Origin of the sequence: Chitinophaga filiformis (assembly GCF_021646545.1) — a bacterium.
In the GTDB taxonomy this organism is placed as follows: domain Bacteria; phylum Bacteroidota; class Bacteroidia; order Chitinophagales; family Chitinophagaceae; genus Chitinophaga; species Chitinophaga filiformis_A.
Genome location: NZ_JAKIRP010000023.1, coordinates 15,650 through 41,578 on the forward strand (window position 1 = coordinate 15,650; position 25,929 = coordinate 41,578).

Consider the following 25,929-nt stretch of genomic DNA (forward strand, 5'->3'; position numbering starts at 1 on the left):
GATCACAAACCAACTGCCGCATCCGCATTAATAATCCCCCAGCCGAACTTACTGCTCCTGCTATTCGCAAAGCTGGATGCTCTCGCCATCCTGGCAATGATACTGTCCCGAGGATAGCCTGGATATTTACTCCATACAAGTGCTGCAATAGCCGAACAGCTGGCGGTTGCCACTGACGAACCGCCCACCGTGGAAGGAATGTCGCCACTCATGGCAATACTCAGCGGATTCCTGCCAGTAGAAGATTTCTGCATCACAATGGCGAAGTCCACTTTACTACCCGTGTGGCAATTGTCACACCTGTCTCTGAGATTATCTTTCATACCGGTCACTGCCACCACCTGTGGCTGATTAGCGGGGAAGATGACGCCTACAAAGCTGGCAAAGAAAGAAGTGGACGTACCCGCAGCACAGAACATCAGTTTCTGCTTACCGTATGCATAAACGAGGGCATCTTTGATCTGGCCTGAGCTAAAGACGGTACCCATACTCATGCTGATAATCCGTATTGCCGGATCATCAGCTCCCACTACATAGGCGTTGGTAACGCCATTGATAGCATCAGTAGAGAGCAGCACCACATTCTCGGCGGCATGTACAGTAATGAGGTCACAGTTATAGGCAATGCCCGCTGTGTTGCCATCGGTGCCTCGCGGACCTGCCAATACACCTGCCATGCTGGTGCCATGTCCGCAGGGATCGTCAGGACTACCGTTATAGTAAGTGCCGATCTTTTGTATGGTCCTGCCGGCAGACCAGCCCTGGTTGAACATACTGCCCAGATTTTCCTGCTGCGGACTCACACCTGTATCAATGATCATTACTTTGATATGCTGTCCGGTGGACCGCTGCCAGGCCTGTTCTATCCGATGATAGGGATAATTCCAGGAGAGTTTTGCGGCGGGGGATGTCACCGTATAATCAGCACCCGCTACAAGGTCAGTTTTAGCCGAATTATAGCCACAACCGGAGGCAAGGATGTCTGATGCCGCTGCGGCGTCTCTTGGGCTTATATCGCGCATAAATGCCCCATAACCGATGGGTTCTGCATAACGCACCTTAGAGGAGGTACGCAAAGCCCTGACTGTTTCAAAATGACTGATGCGTACGTTCAGGAACCGTAGTTTGTCGGCAGTGGAAGTACGCAGGTCCGTTCTTTGTATGCTGCCTTCCTTTTCTCCGATCATTTGTAGTATTTCGGCTGCGCCGGATGCCGTGGAATATCCTACAGATAAAATACTATCCCCATGCAGCAGTGCGCTCCAGACCATGGTGTCGCTGGCCATCTTCCAATCGAAATAACCATGTGTTTCCAGCTGCTGGTTCACAAAAGCATTGATAGCTGACTTGGGAATGATCTCCTGCGGGTCTTGCCGGGGAGGTGTGAATGGAAGGGTATCTGTTTTACGGCAGGAAGTGGACAGTATAACGACTACGCCCACCATTAGAAAATAAGGGGTCCTCATCTGTTACGTTTTATTTGATTAACAATCCTGACTGATAGATAACGTGGCTGTTGATACGTTTGGGTTCTTACTATTAATTTACGGAAAATTGTTGGGATATACCATTTCCGGACAGAAGTGGTGTGGCTTAGACACCAGTTACAACGACACCAGAAACAGCAAGAAACGTGGCAGCAAACTGCAACCCCAAGCCAGTGGCCGGTAAAAAGCCCCCCCGACCAACGCTTCCTGCACATTCCCCTGCCTTAACCACAATTTCTTTCTCGTCGCGAATTGCAAAGCAAAAATCATTTTAACAATGATTTGGTTTTAATGCTAAATAGTATACATTTGCAACAAAGATGCAAATGATATAGAGTGCAGTGCAGTAGCGCTGTACAGACGCTTCCGGGTACCCTTTATCCCGGTACGGACCTTCTATTTTAATAACTATAACATATGATCCCGAACAGACTGCCTGTTACGGTGCTGAGTGGCTTTCTCGGCGCTGGCAAGACTACTTTGCTCAATCATATCCTTCACAATAAAGAAGGATTGAAAGTAGCGGTTATTGTGAACGACATGAGCGAAGTCAATATCGATGCACAACTGGTGAGGAATGAACAGACACTCAGCCGCACGGAAGAGAAGCTGGTAGAAATGAGCAATGGTTGTATCTGCTGTACCCTGCGCGAAGACCTCCTGATAGCAGTAGAGAAGCTGGCAAAAGAGAGGAGGTTTGATTATCTGCTGATAGAAAGCTCCGGTATCAGTGAACCGCTGCCTGTTGCGCAGACATTCAGCTATCAGGATGAAGCGAACGCCATAGATCTTAGCCAGCTTTCAAGACTGGATACCCTTGTTACGGTAGTGGACTGTTTTAATTTCCTTCGTGATTTCAGCAGTGTTGAATCACTGCAGGACAGGCAGGTCACGGATATGGAAGGCGACCACAGGACGATCGTGAACCTGCTGACAGACCAGATCGAATTTGCCAATGTCATCATCCTCAATAAAACCGATCTTGTTACTCCTGAAGAACTGGGCATGTTACAGGCAGTGATCAGGAAGATGAATGCCAATGCCCGCATCATCCCTTCTTCTTTCGGTAAGGTACCGTTGCAGCATATATTGAACACCGGTCTCTTTGACTTTGAAGAAACCAGTCAGAGCGCAGGCTGGATCGAAGAACTGAACAAATCACATCATACGCCTGAAACAGAGGAATATGGTATCAGCAGTTTTGTGTACCGTAGCAGAAAGCCATTTCATCCGGAACGCTTCTGGCAATATCTGAACAACGACTGGCATTCTAATATCATCCGCAGTAAAGGCCTTTTCTGGCTGGCTTCACGTAAAGATGATGCCTTGAACTGGAGTCAGGCCGGCGGTAGCCTGCGTGCTGAACGTGCTGGGGTATGGTGGTCCAGCATGCCTTACGGTGAGCGGATACGTTATGCATCATTCCTTGATAACGAAGATGAGATCGAAGACAGATGGGACAAACGTTTTGGTGACCGGCACAACGAACTTGTCATCATTGGCAGCCGTCTTGATAAAGATACTATTATAAAGGAGTTGGAGGATTGTCTGTGTAATGAAGCAGAACTTGTAATAATGGAAAAAGGTGGAAGTTTTCCTGACGATTTCCCCCTGTAACCTGACAGAGATGATGAAGGAACGGGGCTGGTCTTTTGAGCCGGCCCCTTATTGTTTTTCGCCAGTTAACGTAAACATAACATATAAGTAAAAGGTCGCTTTATAATTTAGTGCCGCATATCGGCCAACAATTATGATAGAGAACCTGACAGACGCGGAATTGTTATCACTTTCACAAACTGGCGATGAGAAAGCATTTGAGGCGATCATGTATCGGTATAATGTACAGCTGTACAAGTATATCTACACGCGCATCCGTAGTGAACATGATGCAAAAGATCTGTTACAGGAGGTATTTATTTCCTGCTGGAAGAACCGGCATACTATTAATAATATAACAGCATATCTGAAAAGGTCTGTACACTATGCGATTATCGACTGGCAGATAGCAAACAAAAAGCTACTGGCCCGACAAACCACTCTACTGGAAAAGGACGAACCCACCACATACCCTGTAGAAGACCAGCTGATATCTATGGAGATCCGGGAAGAAGTAGAAACAGAGATCTCCCGGATGAATGAGACCATGCGTAAGATATTTGTATCCAGTCGCTGGGAATCCAAATCTATCCCTGAAATAGCCCGTGAGTACGGCCTTTCCGAGCAAACAGTAAAAAATAACCTCTCCCTTGCACTCAAACGCATCCGCCTGCGCCTGGCCGCTTTTTTCCTGATGCTTGTTTACGTTCTGGTAACATTGAGTTTACAATTCCTTAACGGTACCACTTTTCAGTTTTGAGGACTTTACTGATGAATGGGAACATCATCATCAGACAAAGCCGCGCTGTTAGCGCTTTTAGAAAAATACCGTGCCGGTGGGTGTACACCGGAGGAAACTGCCCGTATACAGGCGTGGTTCGACAGTTTTGAAGAACTGCCTGATAGCGGGGAGGTGAAAACTGCTGCTGATGAGGTGGTGGTCAATACGATGCACACGCTCTTCCCACGCAGGGGAGGATCTATAAGATATATCATGCTCAGCGCGGCTGCTGTACTGGTGGTAGCGCTTACCAGTCTGCTTTTTATATACAGGTTCTATATGAAAGCACCGGTCCCTGTCACTTATTCATCGTTTACAACAGGAAACGGTGAACGTAAAAAACTGACCCTGCCGGATGGTAGTACGCTGACCATGAACGGGGGCAGTACGCTGCGTATTCCCTCTAATTTTGGCGATAGTGCAAGAGAGCTGGTTTTTACAGGTCAGGGAACTTTTGATGTCAAACAGAATAGTAAACAGCCATTTATAGTACATACCGGAGATGTCCGCACAGTAGTACTGGGTACTGCTTTCGACGTGAAGGCATATCCTGGGGACAAGGCCTTACAGGTGGCAGTACTGAATGGTAAGGTGCGCATCGAGAAACAGGAGCAGGGCCATACGGAGGTGCTGGCTCCCGGTGTGACTAAAAACCAGCTGCTGACCTATGAAGCGACGTCGGGTAAGCATGAACTAAAGCCCTGTAAAGCCGATGAAATTGCAGGCTGGCAACAGAACAAATTATTCTTTGATCAGGCATCACTGGAAGAGATCGCAGTAATACTAGGGAGACAATACAATACACATATTACGCTCGCCGGCAAGGCGAAGCACAACTGCCGTTACACTTTGCAGTTAAAGAACGAACCGCTGGACAAAGCTTTGGTGCTGCTACAGCAGCTGTCGGGGATCTCTTATGTCGTAAACAACAATGAAATAAAAATCAATATTTCGTCATGCGAATAAAATGTAATGCGCCAACAACAAAGCGGCAGTTACGACTGCTCGTCTTATTTCTTTTTGCTCATGTGATCTGTTTTGCAAATGATGTGCAGAATCAGTATGTCACTGTTACCGTACGCAAAGCGCGTATCAGTTTAAACGTAAAAAATCAGCCCCTCAAAAATGTGTTCCTGCTTATCGAGCAGAAGACAGGCCTTTCCGTAGGCTACAATGCTACTGCAATCAATGCTATGGAACCTGTAAGCTACAAGGCAGATGACGAAATGTTGTCTACCGTATTTCAGGACCTGCTGAAAGATTACCAGGGTACAGTAAAGCAGGTGGATGAGAGCCACATCTTCCTGAAACTGGAAAAAAGAAAGGTGGTGGAAAAAGTAGTGCTGCCCGTGGCTGCCATTGCTGCTACGCCGATCGTAGTATCGGGTACAGTGACTGACGAAAACAATCAGCCGGTACCCGGTGTAAGCATTCATGAGAAAAATACTAGGAAAAATACGACCACCGATGCAGGTGGTAAATACAGCATTGCTGTCAATACCGGTGATGTGCTGGTATACAACTTTATCGGTTACGCTCAGCAGGAGATAACTGTAGGTGCTGAAAACATGATCAATGTACAACTGAAAGTGCAGAACAGTCAGTTGAAAGAGATCGTGGCTATCGGTTACCAGTCCGTCAGGAAGAGCGATGTAACCGGCGCTATTTCCAGTGTGAAAGCAAGTGAGTTGAACCTGACATCTCCTTCCGTAGGGCAGGCCCTGGTAGGTAAAGTAGCAGGCGTACAGGTATCGCAGGTGAGCGGTGCGCCTTATGCCAGCACGAAAATCCGTGTACGTGGTATCGGTTCCATCAATGCCGGTTCCAACCCGCTGTATGTAGTAGATGGTTATCCGATGGATAATGATATTTATATCAACCCGGAGGATATTGAGTCTATCGATATCCTGAAAGATGCTGCTTCTGCGGCTATCTATGGTTCCCGCGCTGCCGGCGGTGTGGTGATCATCACTACCAAACGTGGTAAGGAAGGCAAAGGTAAGTTTGAATATGATATTCAGTCAGGTGTAAACCAGCTGGCCAGGAAAGTAAAGCTCCTGAATGCAGACGAATTTGCACAGCTGATGATCGACGGCAGGAACAACTCCTACCAGGACCTGGTGGTAAACAGAGGGCTACAGTGGACTGATGCGATGTTCTCTGACGACAACGCCACGCGTGTGGCGAAAGTGGGTAACGCTAACTCTGTGCAGATCGATCCGACCTTTTACGACTTCGCCAGTCAGCAAATGATCAAGCCGAAATACAATACCGACTGGCAGGACCTGCTGTATCGCAATGCGATATTCAGCCGTCATAACCTGTCATTCTCCGGCGGTAGCAAAGAAGTAAAATACTATATCAGCGGCGGCTATCAGAACCAGGATGGTATTATCCTGAATACTGGCATTAAAAAGATCAACTTCCGTGCAAACATTGACGGTCAGATCAACTCAAAGCTGAGAGCGGGTATGAACGTTTCCTATACTAACAACCAGAACAAGGAAACAGAGGAAGGTCGCTGGGACCATAACCCGATTATGGCTGCATTGCTGATGCTGCCTACTTACCGTGCATATGACGACAATGGCAGGATTGTGAAGAATGAAGTGGCTGCGCTGTCTGCTACCTACGGTTATAACAGCTTTGAAAATCCATTAGCCATTGCGCAGGAGATCAACATCCGTCGTAAAGGCAATCGCAGTACCTACAATGGTTATGCTGTTTACCAGCTGCTGCCGGAATTGTCTGTGAAGGCCAACCTGGGTATGACCAATTATGCTGAGAAGTATGACTATTATTATCCGACCAGTCTGAGTAGCGGTGTAAATGCACCTTACTCCACACAGGCAAAGGCTGCCGCGAACGCAAAAGCGAAGAACACCGGCATCACCGATCAGCTGGGTGAGTTCACCGCCAACTATAGCAAACAGTTTAACAAGCATAAGTTAGATGTGCTGGGTGGTTATACCGTACAGAAAACGACCGGCGACATCCTGGAAGTAAAAGCCCAGGGATTCCAGGACGATCGTATCCAGGAGTTGAACGCTAAAGGTGCGGACGCTGCACTCTTCACGCTGACAACGGCCTCTAAGTATACCTATACACTGGTGTCTTACCTGGGTCGTATCAACTACAATTATGATAACCGTTATTACCTGACTGCCTCATTCCGTACTGATGCATCTTCCCGCTTTGGGCCTGAAAATCGTTGGGGTAACTTCCCTTCAGTAGCAGCGGGCTGGAACATCTCCAATGAATCATTCTACCATGATTGGTTAGGACAGCATTCTACACTGAAACTGCGTGCCAGCTGGGGCTTGAGCGGTAATAATAACATCGGTAACTACAACTCTATCCAGGTAATGGGTACGCCTACCGGTGTGCCATTGGGTAACGGTACCGTGAATACCGGCACTTTCGCAGGTGGTATCAAAGATCCGAAGATTGGCTGGGAGTCTACTTCACAGTATAACGGTGGTCTGGACATCGGATTGTTCAATGGCCGTCTGAATGTGATCGCTAACTACTACCTCAGTTATTCTTATAACCTGTTGTTCAATCAGCCCATCTCCGCTATTGCCGGTGCTACCACCGTGCTGACCAACCTGCGTGATTCCAAGATCCGTAACAGGGGTATTGACTTACAGCTGGATGCAAGAGTGATAGATGGCAATGATTTCCGCCTGAACTTCGCCGGTAACATCTCCGTGAACCGTAACAAGGTACTGGACATGGGAGGTGCAAATACGATCCTCACCGCAGGTGCGGAGCGTTCTTATCTGACGCACATTACACAGGCCGGACAGCCGGTAGGTATGTTCTACGGTTTCAGGGTGCTGGGCGTGGCTACAGAGGCCAATTATAAAACACTGGCGCCTTCAGCTTCCAGCTCTAACCCTTTACATCCGGGCGACCTGTACTTCTATGACAAGAATGGCGATCATGTGGTGAACGATGCTGACAAAGATGTGATCGGCAATCCTTATCCGAAGTTTACTTACGGCTTTAACCTGTCTGCTACTTATAAAGACTTTTATTTCTCTTCTTCCTTCAATGGTTCTTACGGCAACCAGGTGCTGGACGGGCAGGATTATTACCTGTACAACATGGAAGGTTCCGGCAACCAGTATGCCGATGTAGCACAGCGCTTCCGTTCTGTTAGTCAGCCGGGCAATGGCAAAGTATACCGTGCTTCCCGCGCAGGCACACAGAGTAACAGCACCCGCTTGTCTACCTTCTACCTGCAGGATGCATCATATTTCAGGTGTACCAATATTGTGCTGGGTTACAACTTCAGGTTCCGCAGCTTACAGGAGAAACTGGGTGTGACAAAGGCAACCATATTCGCGAGCGTAGACAACGCATTCACCATCACCAAATACAAAGGGTATAACCCGGAAGTAGATTTTAACGGAAACAGTACTAACCCGAACCTGGCGCCTGGCGTTGATTACGGTATGTATCCGCTGGTGCGTGCCTATAATGCCGGTGTTAAACTTGCTTTCTGATCTATTGACGCTTAAACAAAAAAGAATGAAGAAGAATATTTCGATTATACTGGGTTTTGCAGCTCTGCTGGCAACATCCGCATGTAACAAGGATTTCCTCAACCAGACGGATCCAAACAGCCAGACGGTGGGTAATTATTTCCAGACTGAGAACGACGTACTGCTGGCCGTGAATGGTGTTTACCAGGCCCTGAGAAGCAATAATGCGCTCGGGGAGAGCAGTGGACTGTTTTCGGAAGAACGTTCTGACAATACCGGCCGTAACGACAACCAGTCGAACGCCGGTGAGCCTTTCCAGTTTGGCGATTTTTCGCTGCTGCCAAGCAATACCTATCTGAAGTCGCACTGGGTAGACATGTACCAGGTGATCTCCAGGGCCAATCTGGTGTTATCCAACATCGATAACGTCACTTTCGCCAGTGAGGATACAAAGAAAGGTTATGCTGCTGAGGCGAAGTTCGTGCGTGCACTGATCTATTTCCACATGGTGCGCAAATGGGGCGATGTGCCTTTGGTAACAAAACAAATGACGCTCGATGAGGTGAGGGCTAATACCTTCCGTTCAAAAGATACTGCCGTGTACAGCCAGATCGTTGCCGATCTGCTGGATGTGGTGAACAGTTCCCTGCCCAATTTCCAGACAGGCACTAATGTTGGCAGGGTATCCAAAGCTGCGGGTAACGCATTACTGGGTCAGGTATATCTGACCATGGCGCTTACCATCGATAATGGCAAGCGTGACGAAAATCTCGCGAAGGCAAAACAATACCTGATGGCATGTTACGACATGCGTAAGTTCGGCGCGCTGAAAGAGATCCCTTATACGGACGTTTTCAGTGTAGATAAAAAAGGCACTTGTCCTGAGCTGATCCTCCAGATCGTGTACAAACAAGGCGATGCAACGTATGCTTCCAATATTGCAGCCAGTAACCAGGCGAACGGCGAGACCATCAACTCACAGAAAACCGCCAGCGGTGTAGGTGGTAACGTAACCGGAGACCTGATCAATGAGTATGAGAACAATGATCTGAGAAAGGATTTCTCCGTACACTTCGCCAATGCGAGCAACGTGAAGGACTGGTACATCACCAAATACCGTGACGTCAGCGATGCCGCAGGCAAGAACGGGTATGGCGGTAACGACTTTATCCTGATCCGTTATGCAGACGTCATCCTGATGTTGGCGGAGGTGAATATGTACCTGGGCGACAATGCCACAGCTATCCAGTTCCTCGATATGGTGCGTGAAAGAGCTGGCATGCCGGCTTATGCAACCGCTATGCAGGATGCGGCCTACAGCGCAAAATTCCCCACACTGAAACTGGCTATTCTGCATGAGCGCCGTGTGGAGCTGGCGTTTGAAAATCACCGCTGGTTCGACCTGCTGCGCACGTTCACCACACAGGAGCTGGTGGATTATTTCCATGCAAAAGACCAGGCGTCTTTTGGTATTGCAAAGTTGAGCAATTTCTCAACAAAAGACCGGTATTATCCGATTCCGTTTGACGAGTATAAACTAGATCCTGTAAGAATGTATCAGAATACAGGATATTAATACGATAGATGAATGCAACAGGGGACGCTTCCGTAAAAGGGGCGCCCCCTTTTTTATGCGTATTATTGACCGGGGAAATTGTATTCCGGACCCTCGGGGCGTTGCATTTTCGTTTTGGGGTTGTGCCCATTTTTGGGAACCGGGTGGTTGAAACCCCGCGCTACAAACACACAACCCCTGGCGGGGTTGATTGATGTTTTGTTACCCGGTTTATTGTGTAAGGGTTCGGTACCAACGGTGTACCAATGGCCTCATCTTATGTTCATCCTACGTTTTGAACGTAAGATGAACATAAGATGAGGCCATTGGTACACCGTTGGTACCGGATTGGTACCGGAGTGGATCGGATTACTTTTATGTACCTGATACTCGCTTTCATACCGCTTTGATACCGCTAATCCTACGTTGATCCTACGTTCATGAACGTAGGATCAACGTAGGATTAGCGGTATCAAAGCGGTATCAAGACGGCATTAAACAGCATGGTTTACTACAGAAAAACTTTACAGTTTTATTGCGGAGGTGCAGAATTGACTTTACAGCTGATGGTACATTCAGTGTTCCTTTTCCACCGGCCATAAAGACCTCCCTTGCTTTTTATCATCTTTTCACTATATTCATCGCAGATAAACCTACTCCTGTTGATCAGCCAAATCGAAACTATGCGTAAATGTCTGTTGTTCATTTCCTTAGCCCTCTTTATCTTTCCTTGTAGCCCACTTTCCGCGCAAACGAAACAGTATGTCACTGACAGTAGTTTACAGGTACCATTGAAGGATGGTACGATGCTGAGCTGTATGCTGGTGTATCAGAAGGGTGCTAAATGGCCTTTACCGGTTGTTTTAAGGATTAGTTGTTATCCAATGGCTGCTGATACCACCCGGGCACAGTTCGTGGCAGATAGCGGCTATGCAGGCGTTTTTGTCTATAACAGGGGGAAAGCCCGTTCAGGGGGTAGTTTTTATCCTATGGAGAATGATGCGGCAGATAATTACCAGGTGATCGACTGGATCAGTAAACAGGCCTGGTGTAACGGCAAGGTGGGTATGTACGGAGGTTCCTACCTGGGATTTGCGCAATGGGCCACGGTGAAGAAAGTACATCCTGCCCTCAAGACCATTGTGCCGCAGGTAGCAGTAGGACCGGGCATCGATTATCCTAATCCGGGCGGGATATTTCTTACCTACAGCCTGCAATGGCTGAAACTGGTGAGGAACAATCACTACATGGACCTGGCCACCTTCCAGAACGAAAAAAAATGGAAGGACCTTAACACCGAATATCTCTTGCGGGGCCTGCCTTTTAATAAGCTGGATTCCCTGGAAGGAGACGGAACGGATACGGTGTTTCAACGCTGGATCACCCATCCCGGCAATGACGATTTCTGGCAGCGGATGACGCCAACAGTGGAGGAGTTCTCCCGGATCGGCATCCCCATCCTGACCACAACCGGTTATTTCGATGATGACCAGCGGGGTGCTATGCACTATTACAACATGCATAACCGATACGGACCGAAAGAAGGGGTTAATCAGCACTACCTTTTCATCGGGCCTTTTGATCACGCCGGCGGACAGGGAGGTCCACGGAGGAATGTCATTCCCCCGTACCAGATCGATACGGTTGCCATGGTAGACCAGAAACAGCTGGTGCTGGACTGGTTTAATTATACGCTGAAAGGAGGGAAGAAACCGGCCTTCCTGCAGGACAGGATCGCGGTATTTGCAATGGGAGAGAACAAGTGGCATTACTTTCCTTCGATAGAAAAAATGAACCGCGATACGCTGTCTTTCTATCTCCCTGTTAAGTCGGGAGAAACCTTACACACAAGGAAAAGAGGAGGGAGGCCGCTGACATTCTCCTATGATGCTGCTGATCCTGTTGATGATACTATTGTGATCTATGACGGCGCCAGTTCTATCATTACAGAAGGGGTTTTCAGGAAGAAATATCTGCTGACTTTCAGCACTCCGCCTTTAAAGGAAGATATGATCATCAATGGGTCCATCACTGCAAACCTTTGGTTGTCTTCAGGTACACCCGATGCAGACATCATGATCAGTTGGTGGGAGATAGATGCCAACGGAAACAAATGGCCGCTTTCACATACTGTACAACGCTTGTCTTTAAGTATCGATAAGACAAAACCTGTTTACTGGAAGCAAAACGAAGTACATCATATCACGCTGGATGACAGCCACTGGATCTGTAAACAATTGAAAAAGGGGAGCCGTATTGTAATGACTATCAGTCCGGCGTCAAACCTGTACTGGCAGAAGAACTACGGTGCGGCAAAAGATGTGAGCCAACAGACTTTGCTCGATACCTTACTGCAGGAACTGAAGTTTTATCCTGAGTCTCATTTCAGTGTACCCCTCATGTAGCAGTATGTCCTATGCTGTTCGGTTGTACTTGTCATGTGGCAGCGGGGCATTTGGCAGTATGCCATATGCTGTTCAATTGTACCGCCATATGGCAGGATGGGCATGTAGCGGTATCCCGTATGCTGTTCGATTGTACCTGTCATGTGGTAGGGGCATGTAGCGACTTATCATATACCGATCGGATGGTATACTTGTCAGGTGGATATCCTATTTAAAAACATAGTAACCCAAAGCCAGCCACAGAAGGCCTTTCAGGAGGAAGAAGATAAAACCCCAGAAGCCGATACGCTTGATCCATTTAACAAAGTTCTTCCTGGGAGCGGGTTTAGACTGTTGTTCCATATACGTTAACATGAATGGCAATACCCTGCAAGTTACGGGATTGCAGCTATTGTATAAAATAAGTAAGGAAAAATAACAAAACATCCTGATATTCAGGAATTGTTGTATATATTTGTGCCCATTCTATAACCAACTTGATAAAACCTCATGGGACAAACGAAATTACCCGAATTCTTTCACTGTGATGATTATTTTATAGACGAGAAAGTAGGCCTGTTGAAATTTGCGAATGCTTATAAAGTATTTAACCAGGACGGTCAGCAGATCGGAAACATCCGTCAGGTCGTACCGCTGTGGCACAAGTTCCTGCGTCTTTTACTCGATAAAAGAATGTTCCCGTTTACACTGAACATTGCGGATGCAAATGAGCAGGTGGTGGCTTCTATTCACCGCGGCTGGACGTTCTGGATGTCGAAGATCGAGATCCGTGATATGAACGGTGTTGTAGTGGGTGGTATCAAACAGAAGTTTAAGTTTATGAAACCGCTGTTTCACATCCTGGATGCCAATGGTGCTGTACTGGCTGAGATCAAGGGCGACTGGAAAGCATGGAATTTCCAGATCGTTGATTCCGCTGACAGGGAATTGGGCGCTATCAGTAAGAAATGGGCCGGCGCTTTCAAGGAAGTGTTCACTACTGCGGATAAATACCGTGTTACCATAGCAAAGGAGTGTCCTGAAGATGTCAATAAGATGGCCATTGTAGCGGGCGCTATCACTATTGATATGGTGCTGAAGGAATCTAAGTAACAAAAGATATGAAGAAAGGGATGGTACATTACGGTGTATCATCCCTTTTCTATTATATCGGGCTCTCCGGGTCGATTCCACGCATTTCCATGGCCTGATATTTGACGAGGTTGCTTTTTAACATGATCCGTATTTTAAATCATGTCTTATGAATATAACCAGGCAGGAGCCATTGTTTTGTATCGGAATCGGGTGTTCGGCCGGAGGACTGACACCGGCATGTGAGTTTTTTCAACAGGTCGTGGAAAAAACAGGCGCTGCCTTTGTCGTAATTCCCCACCTCGGCAGAGAACATAAGAGCAGATTCAGCGCTATTTTAAAAAAGTTTACCAATATGCCGGTACACCGGGTGGAAGATGATATAAAGCTGGAGACGGACCACATATATGTACTTGCTGAAGACAGGATGATGATCGTGGAGGACGGTTATCTCAAAGTTCGGAGGCGTTATTCCCGGGAGATCATTAACAAGTCGATCGACATCTTTTTTAAATCCATGGCGAAAGCCTACAGGGAAAATGGTATTGGCGTTATACTGTCAGGTATGGGCAACGATGGCATTGAAGGTATTAAGGTGATTGAAGATTATCACGGACTGGTCATTGTGCAGGACCCGGACACGACCGATTTTAACATCCTGCCGCAGGCAGCCATTACTAAAGACGATCCGCATGCGATCCTGCCACCGGCAGACATCGCGCGTTTCCTGTTAAGGCACCTGAAAATGGATACCAGTGTGAATTGAACGGATTTGTTTTTTACATATCTTTAGCTGTTTTAAAGTATTGGTTGAAAAGACCAGAGATTAAGTAAAGCTGTTTGCATGTCGGATACACATACTGAAGGGGAGGTGAACAGGAGGCGATCTGGTTCTGCACCCAATGCCGCATTGAAAAGTATTTTAGCGATCCTGTCAGAATCTTCGGGTGTGGACTTCCTCCAATACAAGCTTTCCACGATCACCCGGAGGCTGCAACGGAGAATGTCGCTTGTGAATGTTCAGAGCTTTGAAGAGTATCTTACGTTTATAAAAGACAATGAAGATGAACAAAATATAGTTTATGCGGACCTGCTGATCCACGTCTCTTCCTTTTTTCGCGATGAAAGCAGCTTTGAATACCTGTTGCGGTATGTACTGCCACAGGTAGTAAAGCAGGCCCGTGAAAAGGAAGAACAGGTGCGTATATGGGTAGCGGGATGCGCTACAGGAGAAGAAGCCTATTCCATCGCTATCTGCCTTTATGAGTTAATGGGAGATGAGCACTTCTCCAACAAGGTGAAGATCTTTGCAACAGACCTTTCTGAAGCCGTGATTGCTACCGCACGTAAAGCCATTTATTCAAAGACACAGGTAGCGGGAATATCAGCAGCACGGCTGGCGCAATTTTTTGCAGAAAGGGAACAAGGTTACGAAATATCGGCCATCATCAGGGATGCATGCGTATTTGCCTGCCATAATATGCTGACAGATCCTCCGTTTGCAAATCTGCACCTGATCAGTTGTCGTAACGTGCTTATTTACATGCAACCGGTATTGCAGAAAAAAATGCTGAGCATATTCAACTATGCGCTGACAGACCGTGGTTTTCTGTGGCTGGGCAAATCCGAAACCAACAGATCTCCCGATCTCTTCGATATGCCATCGAAGAAAACGAAGATCTACCTGAAAAAGAATGTAGATAAATGGACGCTCAGGAATGCGTTCCCGACTAATAAAAAAATAAAGCATATGACACCAAGCTTTGATCAGGAGAGGGATGAGAATATTGATGCTCAGAAAGCGGCCGACAGTATTATACTTTCGATGTATGCACCGTCTGCTGTGCTGCTCAATGAGAAGTTCGATATTATTGAGTTCAGAGGTGTTACCATGCAGTTTTTTGAACATGGCCCTGGAAAAGCCAGTCTGAACATTCTCAAACTTGCGCACAGGGATCTCGTACATAGTCTGCGGAGTGCGCTCAGCCATGCGCAATCTGCCAAAAGGAATGTACGGAAAGAGGGACTGACCGTCACAACGGGTAATACAACACTCCATGTCTCATTCGAAGTGGTACCTATCAGCAACCTGAATGAAAGTTACTACCTGGTGATCTTCAATCAGCAGCAACAGCAGGAGTTGAGCGGGGAGCTCCAGGCAAGGAAGCCTGATGTGCCGGAAACGACTGACGAAAAGAACCTGCGCATTCTGCAACTGGAGCGTGAAGTGCAACGCTATAAGGAAGAGTTACGTGCGGTTGCGGAAGCATATGAGGCTACCAACGAAGAATTGCAGTCTGCCAATGAAGAGCTCAAAAGTCTGAATGAGGAACTGGAAGTGTCGCAGGAGGAGCTGCAGGTGATCAATGATGAACTCAGCACCCGCAACAATGACCTGGTTGACAGAAATAATCAGCTGAACAATGCCCGGTTGTACGCCGAATCTATCGTGAATACTGTACACGAATCCCTGCTGATCCTCGATACAAATATCCGCGTAGTAAGCGCAAATGCTTCTTTCTATCGTACGTTCAAAATGGAAAGGAAAGAGACGGAAGGAAAACTGCTGTATGAACTGGGCAACAAGCAATGGAACACGTCAGAGCTGCGTTCGCTGATGGAGAACCTGATGACTTCCAGGACACCCTTCGCGAATTATGAACTGACATACAAGGCTACCGGCAATGGCCTGAGAACCATTAAGATGAATGGTCAGTTAATTATTTCTCAGGACCTGAAAGAAGAACTGATCCTCATCGCCATAGAAGACATCACCGAGGTAAGGGAAGCCAGGGAGCGCATTGCGCGCAAACAGGAAATAGTGCGTAACAACGAGGAAAGGCTTCGTCTGGCGCTGGAGGGGACAAAGACAGGTACCTGGGATTTTAACCCGCTTTCACAAGAGCTGTTACTGTCTGACAGAAGCAGGGAGCTGTTTGGTATCACATCTTCCACACCATTGGAATTTGAGAGCTTTATCAAAGCTATTCACCCTGCGGATGCACCGGGTGTACGGGGGCGCATCGCTGCAGCCCTGGCAGGTAAAGACAACGGATATCTCCATTTTGACTTCCGCATTAACCTTGCCGAAGATAAAGTGGTTTGGATATCCTGCAAGGCGCAGGTCTTCTACGACGAGAATGGCACGGCAGTACGTATCCTGGGCGTGGTGACGGACATTACAGAAAGCAAACAGTTTGAGAAGCACCTGCAGGAAGTGAACAATAAACTAAACTTCGCCCTGCAGACCGGACGGCTGGGTTCCTGGGAACTGGAGCTGTCTTCCGGTATGATGCATTGTAATGAACAGTTCAGAAGCAATTTCGGGTTGTCTTCACAAACACAGCTGACCTATGAGAAATTGTTATCGCTGATATTACCGGAAGATGCGCAGCGTGCAGACGAATCGTTTCAATATGCATTGAATAACCGGGTATTGTATGTGGAGGAATACCGTATTAAATGGCCGGACAATTCCATTCACTGGATAGCGGCTACCGGACAGGGTGTCTACGATGAAGAAGGTACGCCGAAAAGAGTGATAGGTGTAGCGCTCGATATTACCGAGAGAAAACAGGCCCAGCTGAATCTGCAGCAAAGTGAGGCCTACTTCCGTATGATTGCCGATACGGCGCCAGCAATGATCTGGATTGCAGAAAAAGACGGCTCCTTCTCTTTCTTTAACAAGGCCTGGCAGAAATATACAGGGCGTTCGCTCTACCAGAATACGGATAGCGGGTGGTATGATATTATGCACCCGGAGGATATCGATAAATGGAAGATCAGTTTCAGCCGCTCCTCCCGCGACAGGAAGAATTTCTATGCAGAGTTCCGCCTCAAAAGGCATGACGGTACTTACCACTGGCTGGCCTGTTCAGGTATACCACGCTTCAATTCACAGGATGAATTTGTGGGCTTTATTGGTGCCTGTACAGATATTGACGATCAGAAGATGGTGGAAGATGCATTGGAGCGGAAGGTGCGGGAAAGGACCATTGCCCTCGAAGATGCCAATGCCAATCTCTCGAAGCGGAACCATGAACTGGAGCAGTTCGTTTTCATCACTTCCCATGATCTGCAGGAACCATTACGTAAGATCCGCCTGTTTGCCGACATGCTGGAAAGCGTGAAGCCCGGCACCACTAAGATTGATACGGCGCTCTACCTGCGCAAGGTAAAGCAATCGGCTATACGCATGTCTGACCTGATCCGTGACCTGATCGCATATTCCCGGCTGGAACTGGGTGAGAATGCATTTCTGCCGGTGGATCTCAACCAGATCGTGACGAACGTCATAGAAGATTTCGAGCTGCTGATCAAAGACAAGAACGCAGTAATAGAAGTGAACGAACTGCCGGTGATAGATGCAGTGCCGTTACAGATGAACCAATTGTTCTATAACCTGATCGGTAATGCCCTGAAATTTTCCGGCACAGATGGCGACAGCCGGGTTACCATCACCGCCAATAAGATCTCGGATGCGGAATTAAAGGACCTGCCTTCGCTGTCCGAGGGTCCTACCTATTACCGGATCGTCGTGGCCGATAACGGCATTGGGTTCAACCAGGTCTATGCGGATAAACTGTTTGTCATATTCCAGCGTCTGAACCAGAAAGAGAAATTTGAAGGAACAGGTATTGGTCTGGCGCTTTGCCGGAAGATCATGGATATCCATAACGGGGATATTCAGGCGTTTGGGGTGGAGCACCAGGGAGCTTCTTTCCATGTTATTATTCCTGAAACACAACAGTAAGACACAATAAAATAACTTTTCCAGCGTAATATACCCACAGAAATGGCTCCCCCGGGGGGCCATTACTATTTCCAGCATTATGCAAACAGCCCGCGTTTAACATATTGGGAATCAGAGTTTATTATTATTGTAATTTTTAATATAAATTTGCGTAATTTTTCGACCTAATTAGTATTTTAGACACTGGTTGGGCTGCTTGTAAAAGACGCCGACCTACCATATTTGTTATGAGGCCTATCCTATGTCTTTTTTTCATTATTGTGCAGCTCATCGCCCGGGGACAGACGGCGCCTGCACCTCCGTCTACAGCACCGCCTCCGGCGGGCACAGTAGCTCCGGCAGGTCCGGTGAAAAAAGGCAATTTTGAAACAGAATTTAAAATGAAATCGGGAAGTTACCTGGGCTTCGGACAGGTGAATCTCGGTATGGGGGAAATAGGGTTTAAGGTGGTTGTGTTCTGCCAGAATAAGGATAAGAAGAACGGCCGTCTTGAATTTCGCATTGACCGTCCTAAAGGAAAGAAAAGCAGGCGTATCGGTACGCTGAAGATCCCTTTTACGGGAGATACGACCTATGCATTAAAGTTAACCGGTAATCCCAAATACTCCTATGGGATACACGATCTTTATCTTGTAGCGAAAGGTAATCCCTTCAGTATTACTTCCATCACTTTTGTGCAGGATTATTGACGAGCGTCCTCTGACTTGATAACATTTTCATTATTCATGTGAAGTAGCTGGTTCAGTGTCTGCCCTCGGTGCACTCAATGCTGTTTTTATTATTCACGCTAAGTACCCCGGTTTCAGTATGGGATGCCGGTCGGCGCCTCTCTGGAATGCTATTGGGCGCTGTCGGGCGAATAGGATTTGGGATGTAGATTGAACTGCACTTGTCGTGTCGCCGGAGAGCCGAAGGCCCGACATTCCCATCTGAAACCGTTGCTACTTCCGCTCTCCCTACTATGGCATATGGGGAGCTGCTTGTTAGGACGATTGCGACGGAGGTTTTCTTAATACTGTTTTTATTATTCACGCTAAGTAGCCGGCTTCAGTATGGGATGCCGGTCGGCGCCTCTCTGGAATGCTATTGGGCGCTGTCAAGCGAATAGGATTTGGGATTTAGATTGAACTGCACTTGTCGTGTCGCCGGAGAGCCGAAGGCCCGACATTCCCATCTGAAACCGCTGCTACTTCCGCTCTCCCTATGACTAGTTATGGCGCCATACTTGTCGGGAGGTAATTGCCTATTGCTCATACAGTGTAAGGATATAAGGATAATCTTAACAATGAGGACAGACGTTTCTCAACGTCCTGCAGTTCCTTACTATAAGCGGATGCCAATGAGTATAACGGTTTCAGGTGGGAATCACTGGCCTTAGTTATTTGAAGTGCTCACGCGTCGCACCAGGGGTTTAATAGTCCCCCAACGCCAACCCGCCTTCCCAAAGCTGACAGTAAGGAACTTCAAAGAACTACAGCCAGTGATCCCAGCCTGAAACCGAGGTATCGCCAATCTCGAAGACAGGCATTACGGATACAAGCAATAACAAGGAACTCAATTGGGATACACGCAATTGTCGTTGGAATTCAACGTGAATGCAGACAACTCCCTGCAATAGGATCACTGGGGTAATCCCTGTAATGCGTAAGCCGATACAGACAATTGCGGCTGTATTTTCAGCATGAATGTCTGCACTTCCTGTTGGTCAGGATTGCTTAGCAGCTCACCTGTTGTCAGAAGCATATAGTCGCCCAGGACACCAAGCAGTGTAAGCGTCGCTGTTGTATACACGATCGCGACTTTGTGAGCAGCCTTGTTGGTGATATCGGAGGCAACGATCTCGAACCGGTGGCTTTCAAAAGGAACAGGATTTCCCAGGTTATCCGTCAGCCCCGGGATCTGTTGCTGCAGTTCCTTCACAAATAATCCTATCGAGAAACCCACTTTATAATTGAGCGACCCCGCTTTGGGGTTGGCGCCCCGCACCTGTTCCCAGGTACTGAACTGGTGATCCCGGTTGTAGGCCTGTACCTGCATGAGGAATTCGTTATAGCTCTCGTGAAACACATCCTTTTCGAAGGAGGTCCTTGCATGCATATCGATGATCTGTCGGAAAGAAAGTTTTATCAGCGCTTTTTCCATTGTTCAGCATTTATGTCTAAGGTAGTGTTTTCACGGCAGCCGGCCATGGTGGCCGCCGTACTTAGCGGTAAACAGGCGGTTTTTGTAGGTTAACCGTAACTTGATAAGCATTTTTTCACTCCGATATTATCGCAGTATGTTAAAAGAAATATAAATCTTGATTATTTTTTCTATTTTAGGTGTGAAATTGACACGTTGCGAAAAGTATCGTTATGAAAATCAGGCTGCACACTATGTAAATTGAAAACCTATGTAGTTGTACTGTGCTATTGACCCGCTACCATGTATTCTTTAACTAGCAAAAAACACATTTTAAATGATGATGACGACCAGTAGTGTCTAGGGACGGAGGTGCTATTGCATTGTCCGTCGTAACCAAAATCAGCGATAGGAGTTCGCCTTTCTTTTAACCACACAATTTAAACGTATGAAAAATGTAGACCTGTTGAAGGTCAGGCCCCCTCATGCCTGGCAGTCAGCACTATTGCGCATGAAATTTACTCTACTGCTTTTTTTGCCCGCACTGTATCCGCTTATGGCTGTTGCGGATGGCTATTCAAACTCATTTTCAATCCGACAGGATATCATATTAAAGGGGAAGATCGTTGACAAAAATAAAGAGCCGGTGATCGGCGCCACTATCAAAGTTGTAGGGACTTCAAAAGGGACAACCACATTACCCGATGGCTCTTTTTCGTTGAGCGTCGCAAATGGCGCTCAGGTGACTATTAGTGCAATCGGTTTCCTTCCACAAACACTGACTGTCAACGGCAGCGCTCCGTTGAACGTAACACTCGATGCAGACACCAAAGGCCTCAGTGAGGTAGTGGTGGTAGGTTATGGCGCCCAGAAGAGAGAAGCTGTATCCGGTTCCATTGCAACGGTAAAAGGTGCTGATCTTGTCAAGTCGCCGGCTACCAACCTGTCCAACTCCATCGCCGGACGTATGCCAGGTGTAACTGCCATGCAGAACAGCGGCGAGCCTGGTGCTGACGGTTCTTCCCTCCGCATCCGTGGTTCCAACACCCTCGGAAACAACGACCCGCTGATCGTAATAGATGGTGTGGCTGGTCGTACCGGCGGTCTGGAGCGATTAAATCCGCAGGATGTCGAGAGCATATCCGTACTGAAAGACGCTTCCGCTGCGATCTATGGCGCCCGTGCAGCCAACGGTGTTATTCTCGTAACAACCAAACGCGGTAAGAGCGGCAAACCTCAACTGTCTTATTCCTTTAACCAGGGCTGGTCACAACCCACACACATCCCCGAAATGTCCAACGCTGCCGAGTATGCGCAACTGAGGGATGAGCTGAGCCTTTACCGTGATGTACCCGGAAGAGAGTGGGCGGCTGCCTGGGACGTATACAAACAAAACGGTACCTATACTTCCCCGACTACCAACAAGAAATGGGACGTGGCTTTCGGTCAGACGGAGATAGAGAAATTCCGCAACAGTACCGACCCCTGGCTGTATCCGAACACAAACTGGTACAAATCCACTTTTAAGACATGGTCGCCGCAATCCAACCATAGCGTACAGGTGTCTGGTGGTAATGAGAACATGCGTTACCTCACCTCCTTCGGTTACCAGTCGCAGGATGCTTACTATAAAAAATCCGCCACCGGTTACGATCAGTACAGCCTGCGTGTCAACCTGGATGGAAAGATCAATAAATTCGTGAATGTCAGCGTAGACATGTTAGGTCGCCAGGAGGAGCGTAATTATCCTACCCGTAGCGCCAGTGACATCTTCCGTATGCTGATGCGTGGTAAACCTACTGAGCCCGCCTTCTGGCCGAATGGTCTGCCTGGTCCGGACATCGAGTACGGTAACAACCCAGTGGTGATCACTACCGACCAGACAGGATACGACAAGGATAAACGTTACTATGTACAGACCAATGCCCGCCTGGATGTGTTAATCCCCGGGGTGAATGGTCTGAAGCTGAGCGGTAACGTGGCATTCGATAAGTATATCAAGAGTACTAAACGCTGGATGACACCCTGGTACCTGTATACCTGGGACAAGAAAACCTATGAGCAGGATGGTAAAACGCCGCTGTTAGTAAGGGGCAAACGTGGTACTGATCAGGCTACCCTCAATCAGGGAGATGAAGATCAGAGCAACCTGTTATTACGTGGTTTGCTGACCTACGACCGTACCTTCAACAAAGATCATACAGTGAACTTTGTGTTCGGTGTAGAAAGGGAAACTGTCAATTCTGAGACTTTCAGCGCCTTCCGCAGGTATTTCATTTCTCCATTGATCGACCAGATGTTTGCCGGCGGCGATGCAGAGAAAGACAATGCCGGTAGCGCCTGGGACCGTGCCCGTCTCAACTATTTCGGTCGTGTGGCCTACAACTATAAAGAGAAATACCTGGCGGAGTTTGTATGGAGGAATGATGGCTCCTACATGTTCCCCAGCAATTCCCGTTTTGGTTTCTTCCCTGGTCTGATGCTGGGCTGGCGTATATCTGAAGAAAACTTCTTCAAAGAGAACGTGAAGTTCATGAGTTACCTGAAACTGCGTGCATCATGGGGTAAACTGGGTAACGACCAGGTATACTTCGACGATAACGGCGATGGTACGCTCACGCTGCAGGAATATCAGTATTATTCCACTTATGGTTTCGGCAGTTACATCCTGGGAGGCAATGTTGTAAAATCACTCTTTGAAGCACGTATACCTAACCCGTACATCACCTGGGAGGTAGCCAACAACTACAACGTTGGTCTGGATGGCGCCCTGTTGAATGGTAAGATCTACTTCGAACTGGACGCGTTCATGAACAAGCGTTCCGGCATCCTGGTAAGAAGAAATGCATCCGTACCACAAACAACGGGTATGACGCTGCCTGCAGAGAACATCGGTAAGGTAGATAACAAAGGTTTTGAATTCCGCGTTGGCTACAACGATAATGTTGGCAGTAAGTTCCGTTATGACGTTAGCGTGAACGGCGGTTATTCGAAGAACAAGATCGTGTTCTGGGATGAAGCACCTGGTGCTCCAACCTGGCAGCGTTCTACCGGCAAGCCGATGAATACTAACCTGTATTATGAATATGATGGTGTATTCAAAGACTATGCAGAGATAGATAAGAATGGTATAGACTATACTGCGCTGACAAATAACCTGCGTCCGGGCGATATGAAGTTTAAAGATATAGATGGTAACGGAAAGATCGATGGTGATGACAAGGTAAGATATGGAAAGAGCAATCAGCCGACCTTTACCGGTGGTCTGAACGTGAACATGCAATATGGTAACTTCGATATGGCCATTCTCGTGCAGGGAGCTACGGGCGGTGCATTGCACATCAATACAGAATCCGGTGAGATCGGCAACTTTACGAAAGATTACTATGACAACCGCTGGAGCCCTGACAATCCAAATGGCGAACACCCACGTGTAAATGACCGTAATGATACCTATTGGGCCACAGGTAACACGTATTGGGTCCGCAGTACTAACTACGTACGTCTGAAGAACCTGGAGATCGGCTACAGCATACCCGATTTCCTGAAGAAGAGAAGCGGTATCACTACGCTGAGATTATATGCAAACTGTCTGAACCTTTTCACCCTGGACAATCTGAAGATCCTTGATCCTGAATCTGTGAGTGGTAATGGTCAGTATTATCCGCAGTCAAGGGTATTGAATGCAGGTTTCAATTTAACTTTTTAATCAGCAGTATCATGAAACAACTACTTAAGAAAATATACATCTGTATTGGGATGGCAGGCGCGTTGACTGTTGCTGCGTGTAATACCGATTTCCTGAATACAAGACCTTTAGGGGAAGCTACCAAAGATGATGTGTGGCAGGACCAGGCATTGACGGAAGCCTTCGTAAATGAAATCTATAATGGCCTGAGCAGCGGTGGTTTCCTGGAAACCATGTTATCATCTGCCACCGACGAGACCATGTTCACGCACAACTACGGTATGAAGAACATGGGAGAGGCGACTATCAGTCCTACGGATGCTGAGTACGTGAACAACCGCGGTACTTTCCAGTGGGATGATATGTACAAACGCATACGCGCATGTAACGTATTTTTCCAGAACATACAGAAAGTACCTTTTGATAAAGCGGGAATGGGAGACCGTCTGAAGGGAGAGGTATACTTCCTGCGTGCTTACTATTATCATCAGCTGGTGCGCGCTTATGGTGGTGTGCCATTGATAGATACGGTGTATACTTTGGCGGATAAGGATTATACTATCGCCCGTAACTCTTTCTCTGATTGTGTGGAGCATATTGTGCGGGACTGCGATTCTGCTGCCCATTTACTGCAGGGTAAGGAGAGCATCACTGTAAAGGGCCGTGCTACAGAAGGAGCGGCGCTTGCGCTGAAATCACGTATACTGATCTATGCGGCAAGTGATTTGTATGACTTCCCTACTGCCAGTGTCAAAGCCCAGGTGATGAAAAATATCGAGACACCTGATGTATTAGGCTATACGAGCGGCGATCGTCCTGCACGCTGGAGGCGCGCCAAGGCTGCTGCCCAGGCGGTGATAGCACTCGGCCGTTATTCGCTGGCATTTGCTACACCTGCGTCACCTGAAGAGGCGAGCACTAATTATCAGCAGATGTTCCTGAAGGATAATTCTGAAAGTATTTTCTCCCGTTACTTTGTGAATGCCAAGTCAGAAGCTGGCGGACAGATCGGGCTTTACAATGGTTTGAATGGTTATCACAACTGGTCCGGTAATACGCCTACCCAGCTGCTGATAGACGACTATGAAATGGCGGATGGTACACCTTTTAACTGGGGCAATCCTATGCATAAGGCGCAACCATACTTAAACCGTGATCCGCGTTTCTATGCAAGCATCCTGTATGATGGGGCGAACTGGCGTCAGCGTCCTTCTGACGTTGCGGCGAAAGATCCGGCTAACCAGGCACAGACGGGTATTTACCAGGTGTGGGACGCGGAGCGTTCACAGGTGATCACTATGCCTGGACTGGATACCCGCCAGGGACCGATAGAAAACTGGAATGGTAGTTTCACGGGATATTATATGAAGAAGTTCATTGATCCTGCTGTGGATGCACAGTATTTCCGTCAGGAGGTGCCATATCCATTCTTCCGGTATACGGAGGTGTTGTTCAACTATGCAGAGGCTTGTATGGAGCTGGGTGAAGAAGATGAGGCACGCAGGACACTGAATGAGATCCGTACCCGTGCAGGCATGCCGGCGATCACAGAATCGGGGGCGGAGCTGAAAGCGCGGTTCCAGCGTGAGAAGGAGATAGAGATGGTGTTTGAAGAGCAGCGGTTCTTCGATGTGCGTCGCTGGATGGTGGCGCCGGCAACTGTAGGACGTGCGTTACGCGGGATAAATGTAGTGGGTAAATTAAAGCCGAATGTCAAGGTAACTTTGTATCAGCATGATGAGAACAGTTATGACTATACTTATACGCCGGTGACGTTGGTGAATGAGAACAGGATGTGGTTGGATAAGATGTATTTTATGCCGTTGCAGCGGGATGAGATGAATAGGAATAATAAGTTAGTGCAGAACCCGGGGTATTAATCCTCGACTTGCTGCGGTTTCCTGAAGCAGTTATTTCACAAGGGAAGTTCTATACTGTGCGGCAAGCGGTATAGGACTTCCTGCATTAGTCATGGCCTGGCT

At 47.7% G+C, this 25,929-nt stretch carries 15 protein-coding genes; 12 read left to right on the forward strand and 3 right to left on the reverse strand.

Going from position 1 to position 25,929, the window contains the following annotated elements; genetic code table 11:
* Positions 1 to 2 precede the first annotated feature (2 nt).
* The gene (locus L3C95_RS32570; RefSeq protein ID WP_236394876.1) at positions 3 to 1,466 is read right to left on the reverse strand and encodes a S8 family peptidase; all 1,464 of its coding nucleotides are present in this window, start codon (positions 1,464 to 1,466) and stop codon (positions 3 to 5) included.
* 438 nt (positions 1,467 to 1,904) lie between these two features.
* Between L3C95_RS32570 and L3C95_RS32575 the strand changes: the two genes are divergently transcribed.
* The 6 genes from L3C95_RS32575 (at position 1,905) to L3C95_RS32600 (ending at position 12,314) form a co-directional block, all read left to right on the forward strand.
* Positions 1,905 to 3,104 (forward strand): GTP-binding protein, encoded by a 1,200-nt coding sequence (locus L3C95_RS32575; RefSeq protein ID WP_317207727.1) that lies wholly within the window; start codon positions 1,905 to 1,907, stop codon positions 3,102 to 3,104.
* Positions 3,105 to 3,237: 133 nt separating this feature from the next.
* On the forward strand, positions 3,238 to 3,843 hold the full coding sequence (locus tag L3C95_RS32580; protein WP_236394874.1) for an RNA polymerase sigma factor: 606 nt from the start codon (positions 3,238 to 3,240) through the stop codon (positions 3,841 to 3,843).
* A 15-nt stretch (positions 3,844 to 3,858) separates the two neighbouring features.
* Positions 3,859 to 4,830 (forward strand): FecR family protein, encoded by a 972-nt coding sequence (locus L3C95_RS32585; RefSeq protein ID WP_236394873.1) that lies wholly within the window; start codon positions 3,859 to 3,861, stop codon positions 4,828 to 4,830.
* The gene (locus L3C95_RS32590) at positions 4,821 to 8,375 is read left to right on the forward strand and encodes a SusC/RagA family TonB-linked outer membrane protein (RefSeq protein WP_236394871.1); all 3,555 of its coding nucleotides are present in this window, start codon (positions 4,821 to 4,823) and stop codon (positions 8,373 to 8,375) included. The genes L3C95_RS32585 and L3C95_RS32590 overlap by 10 nt, the downstream gene beginning before the upstream one ends.
* A 25-nt stretch (positions 8,376 to 8,400) precedes the next feature.
* Positions 8,401 to 9,930 (forward strand): RagB/SusD family nutrient uptake outer membrane protein, encoded by a 1,530-nt coding sequence (locus L3C95_RS32595; RefSeq protein WP_236394869.1) that lies wholly within the window; start codon positions 8,401 to 8,403, stop codon positions 9,928 to 9,930.
* A gap of 662 nt (positions 9,931 to 10,592) precedes the next feature.
* Positions 10,593 to 12,314, forward strand: coding sequence for a CocE/NonD family hydrolase (locus L3C95_RS32600; RefSeq protein WP_236394867.1), 1,722 nt, complete (start codon positions 10,593 to 10,595; stop codon positions 12,312 to 12,314).
* Positions 12,315 to 12,521: 207 nt separating this feature from the next.
* Here the strand turns inward: L3C95_RS32600 and L3C95_RS32605 are convergent, their stop codons facing one another.
* A complete protein-coding gene (locus L3C95_RS32605) occupies positions 12,522 to 12,656 on the reverse strand; it encodes an alanyl-tRNA synthetase (RefSeq protein WP_236394865.1) in 135 nt (44 codons plus the stop codon).
* A gap of 147 nt (positions 12,657 to 12,803) precedes the next feature.
* Between L3C95_RS32605 and L3C95_RS32610 the strand changes: the two genes are divergently transcribed.
* From L3C95_RS32610 to L3C95_RS32625, 4 genes are all read left to right on the forward strand, one after another.
* Positions 12,804 to 13,406 carry a phospholipid scramblase-related protein gene (locus L3C95_RS32610; RefSeq protein WP_236394864.1) on the forward strand — a complete coding sequence of 201 codons (603 nt, stop codon included), beginning with the start codon at positions 12,804 to 12,806 and terminating at the stop codon, positions 13,404 to 13,406.
* Between the two features lie 148 nt (positions 13,407 to 13,554).
* Positions 13,555 to 14,151 (forward strand): chemotaxis protein CheB, encoded by a 597-nt coding sequence (locus L3C95_RS32615; RefSeq protein WP_236394862.1) that lies wholly within the window; start codon positions 13,555 to 13,557, stop codon positions 14,149 to 14,151.
* 78 nt (positions 14,152 to 14,229) lie between these two features.
* The gene (locus L3C95_RS32620; protein WP_236394860.1) at positions 14,230 to 18,138 is read left to right on the forward strand and encodes a CheR family methyltransferase; all 3,909 of its coding nucleotides are present in this window, start codon (positions 14,230 to 14,232) and stop codon (positions 18,136 to 18,138) included.
* Between the two features lie 227 nt (positions 18,139 to 18,365).
* Positions 18,366 to 18,827: a carbohydrate-binding protein gene (locus L3C95_RS32625; protein WP_236394858.1), complete on the forward strand. Its 462-nt coding sequence runs from the start codon at positions 18,366 to 18,368 to the stop codon at positions 18,825 to 18,827.
* Positions 18,828 to 19,758: 931 nt separating this feature from the next.
* Here L3C95_RS32625 and L3C95_RS32630 read toward each other — a convergent pair.
* Positions 19,759 to 20,280 carry a hypothetical protein gene (locus tag L3C95_RS32630; protein WP_236394857.1) on the reverse strand — a complete coding sequence of 174 codons (522 nt, stop codon included), beginning with the start codon at positions 20,278 to 20,280 and terminating at the stop codon, positions 19,759 to 19,761.
* Positions 20,281 to 20,707: 427 nt separating this feature from the next.
* On the opposite strand from L3C95_RS32630, the gene L3C95_RS32635 reads away from it, so the two are divergent.
* Positions 20,708 to 23,968 carry a SusC/RagA family TonB-linked outer membrane protein gene (locus L3C95_RS32635; RefSeq protein WP_236394855.1) on the forward strand — a complete coding sequence of 1,087 codons (3,261 nt, stop codon included), beginning with the start codon at positions 20,708 to 20,710 and terminating at the stop codon, positions 23,966 to 23,968.
* Positions 23,969 to 23,979: 11 nt separating this feature from the next.
* The gene (locus L3C95_RS32640; RefSeq protein WP_236394853.1) at positions 23,980 to 25,827 is read left to right on the forward strand and encodes a RagB/SusD family nutrient uptake outer membrane protein; all 1,848 of its coding nucleotides are present in this window, start codon (positions 23,980 to 23,982) and stop codon (positions 25,825 to 25,827) included.
* Positions 25,828 to 25,929 lie beyond the last annotated feature (102 nt).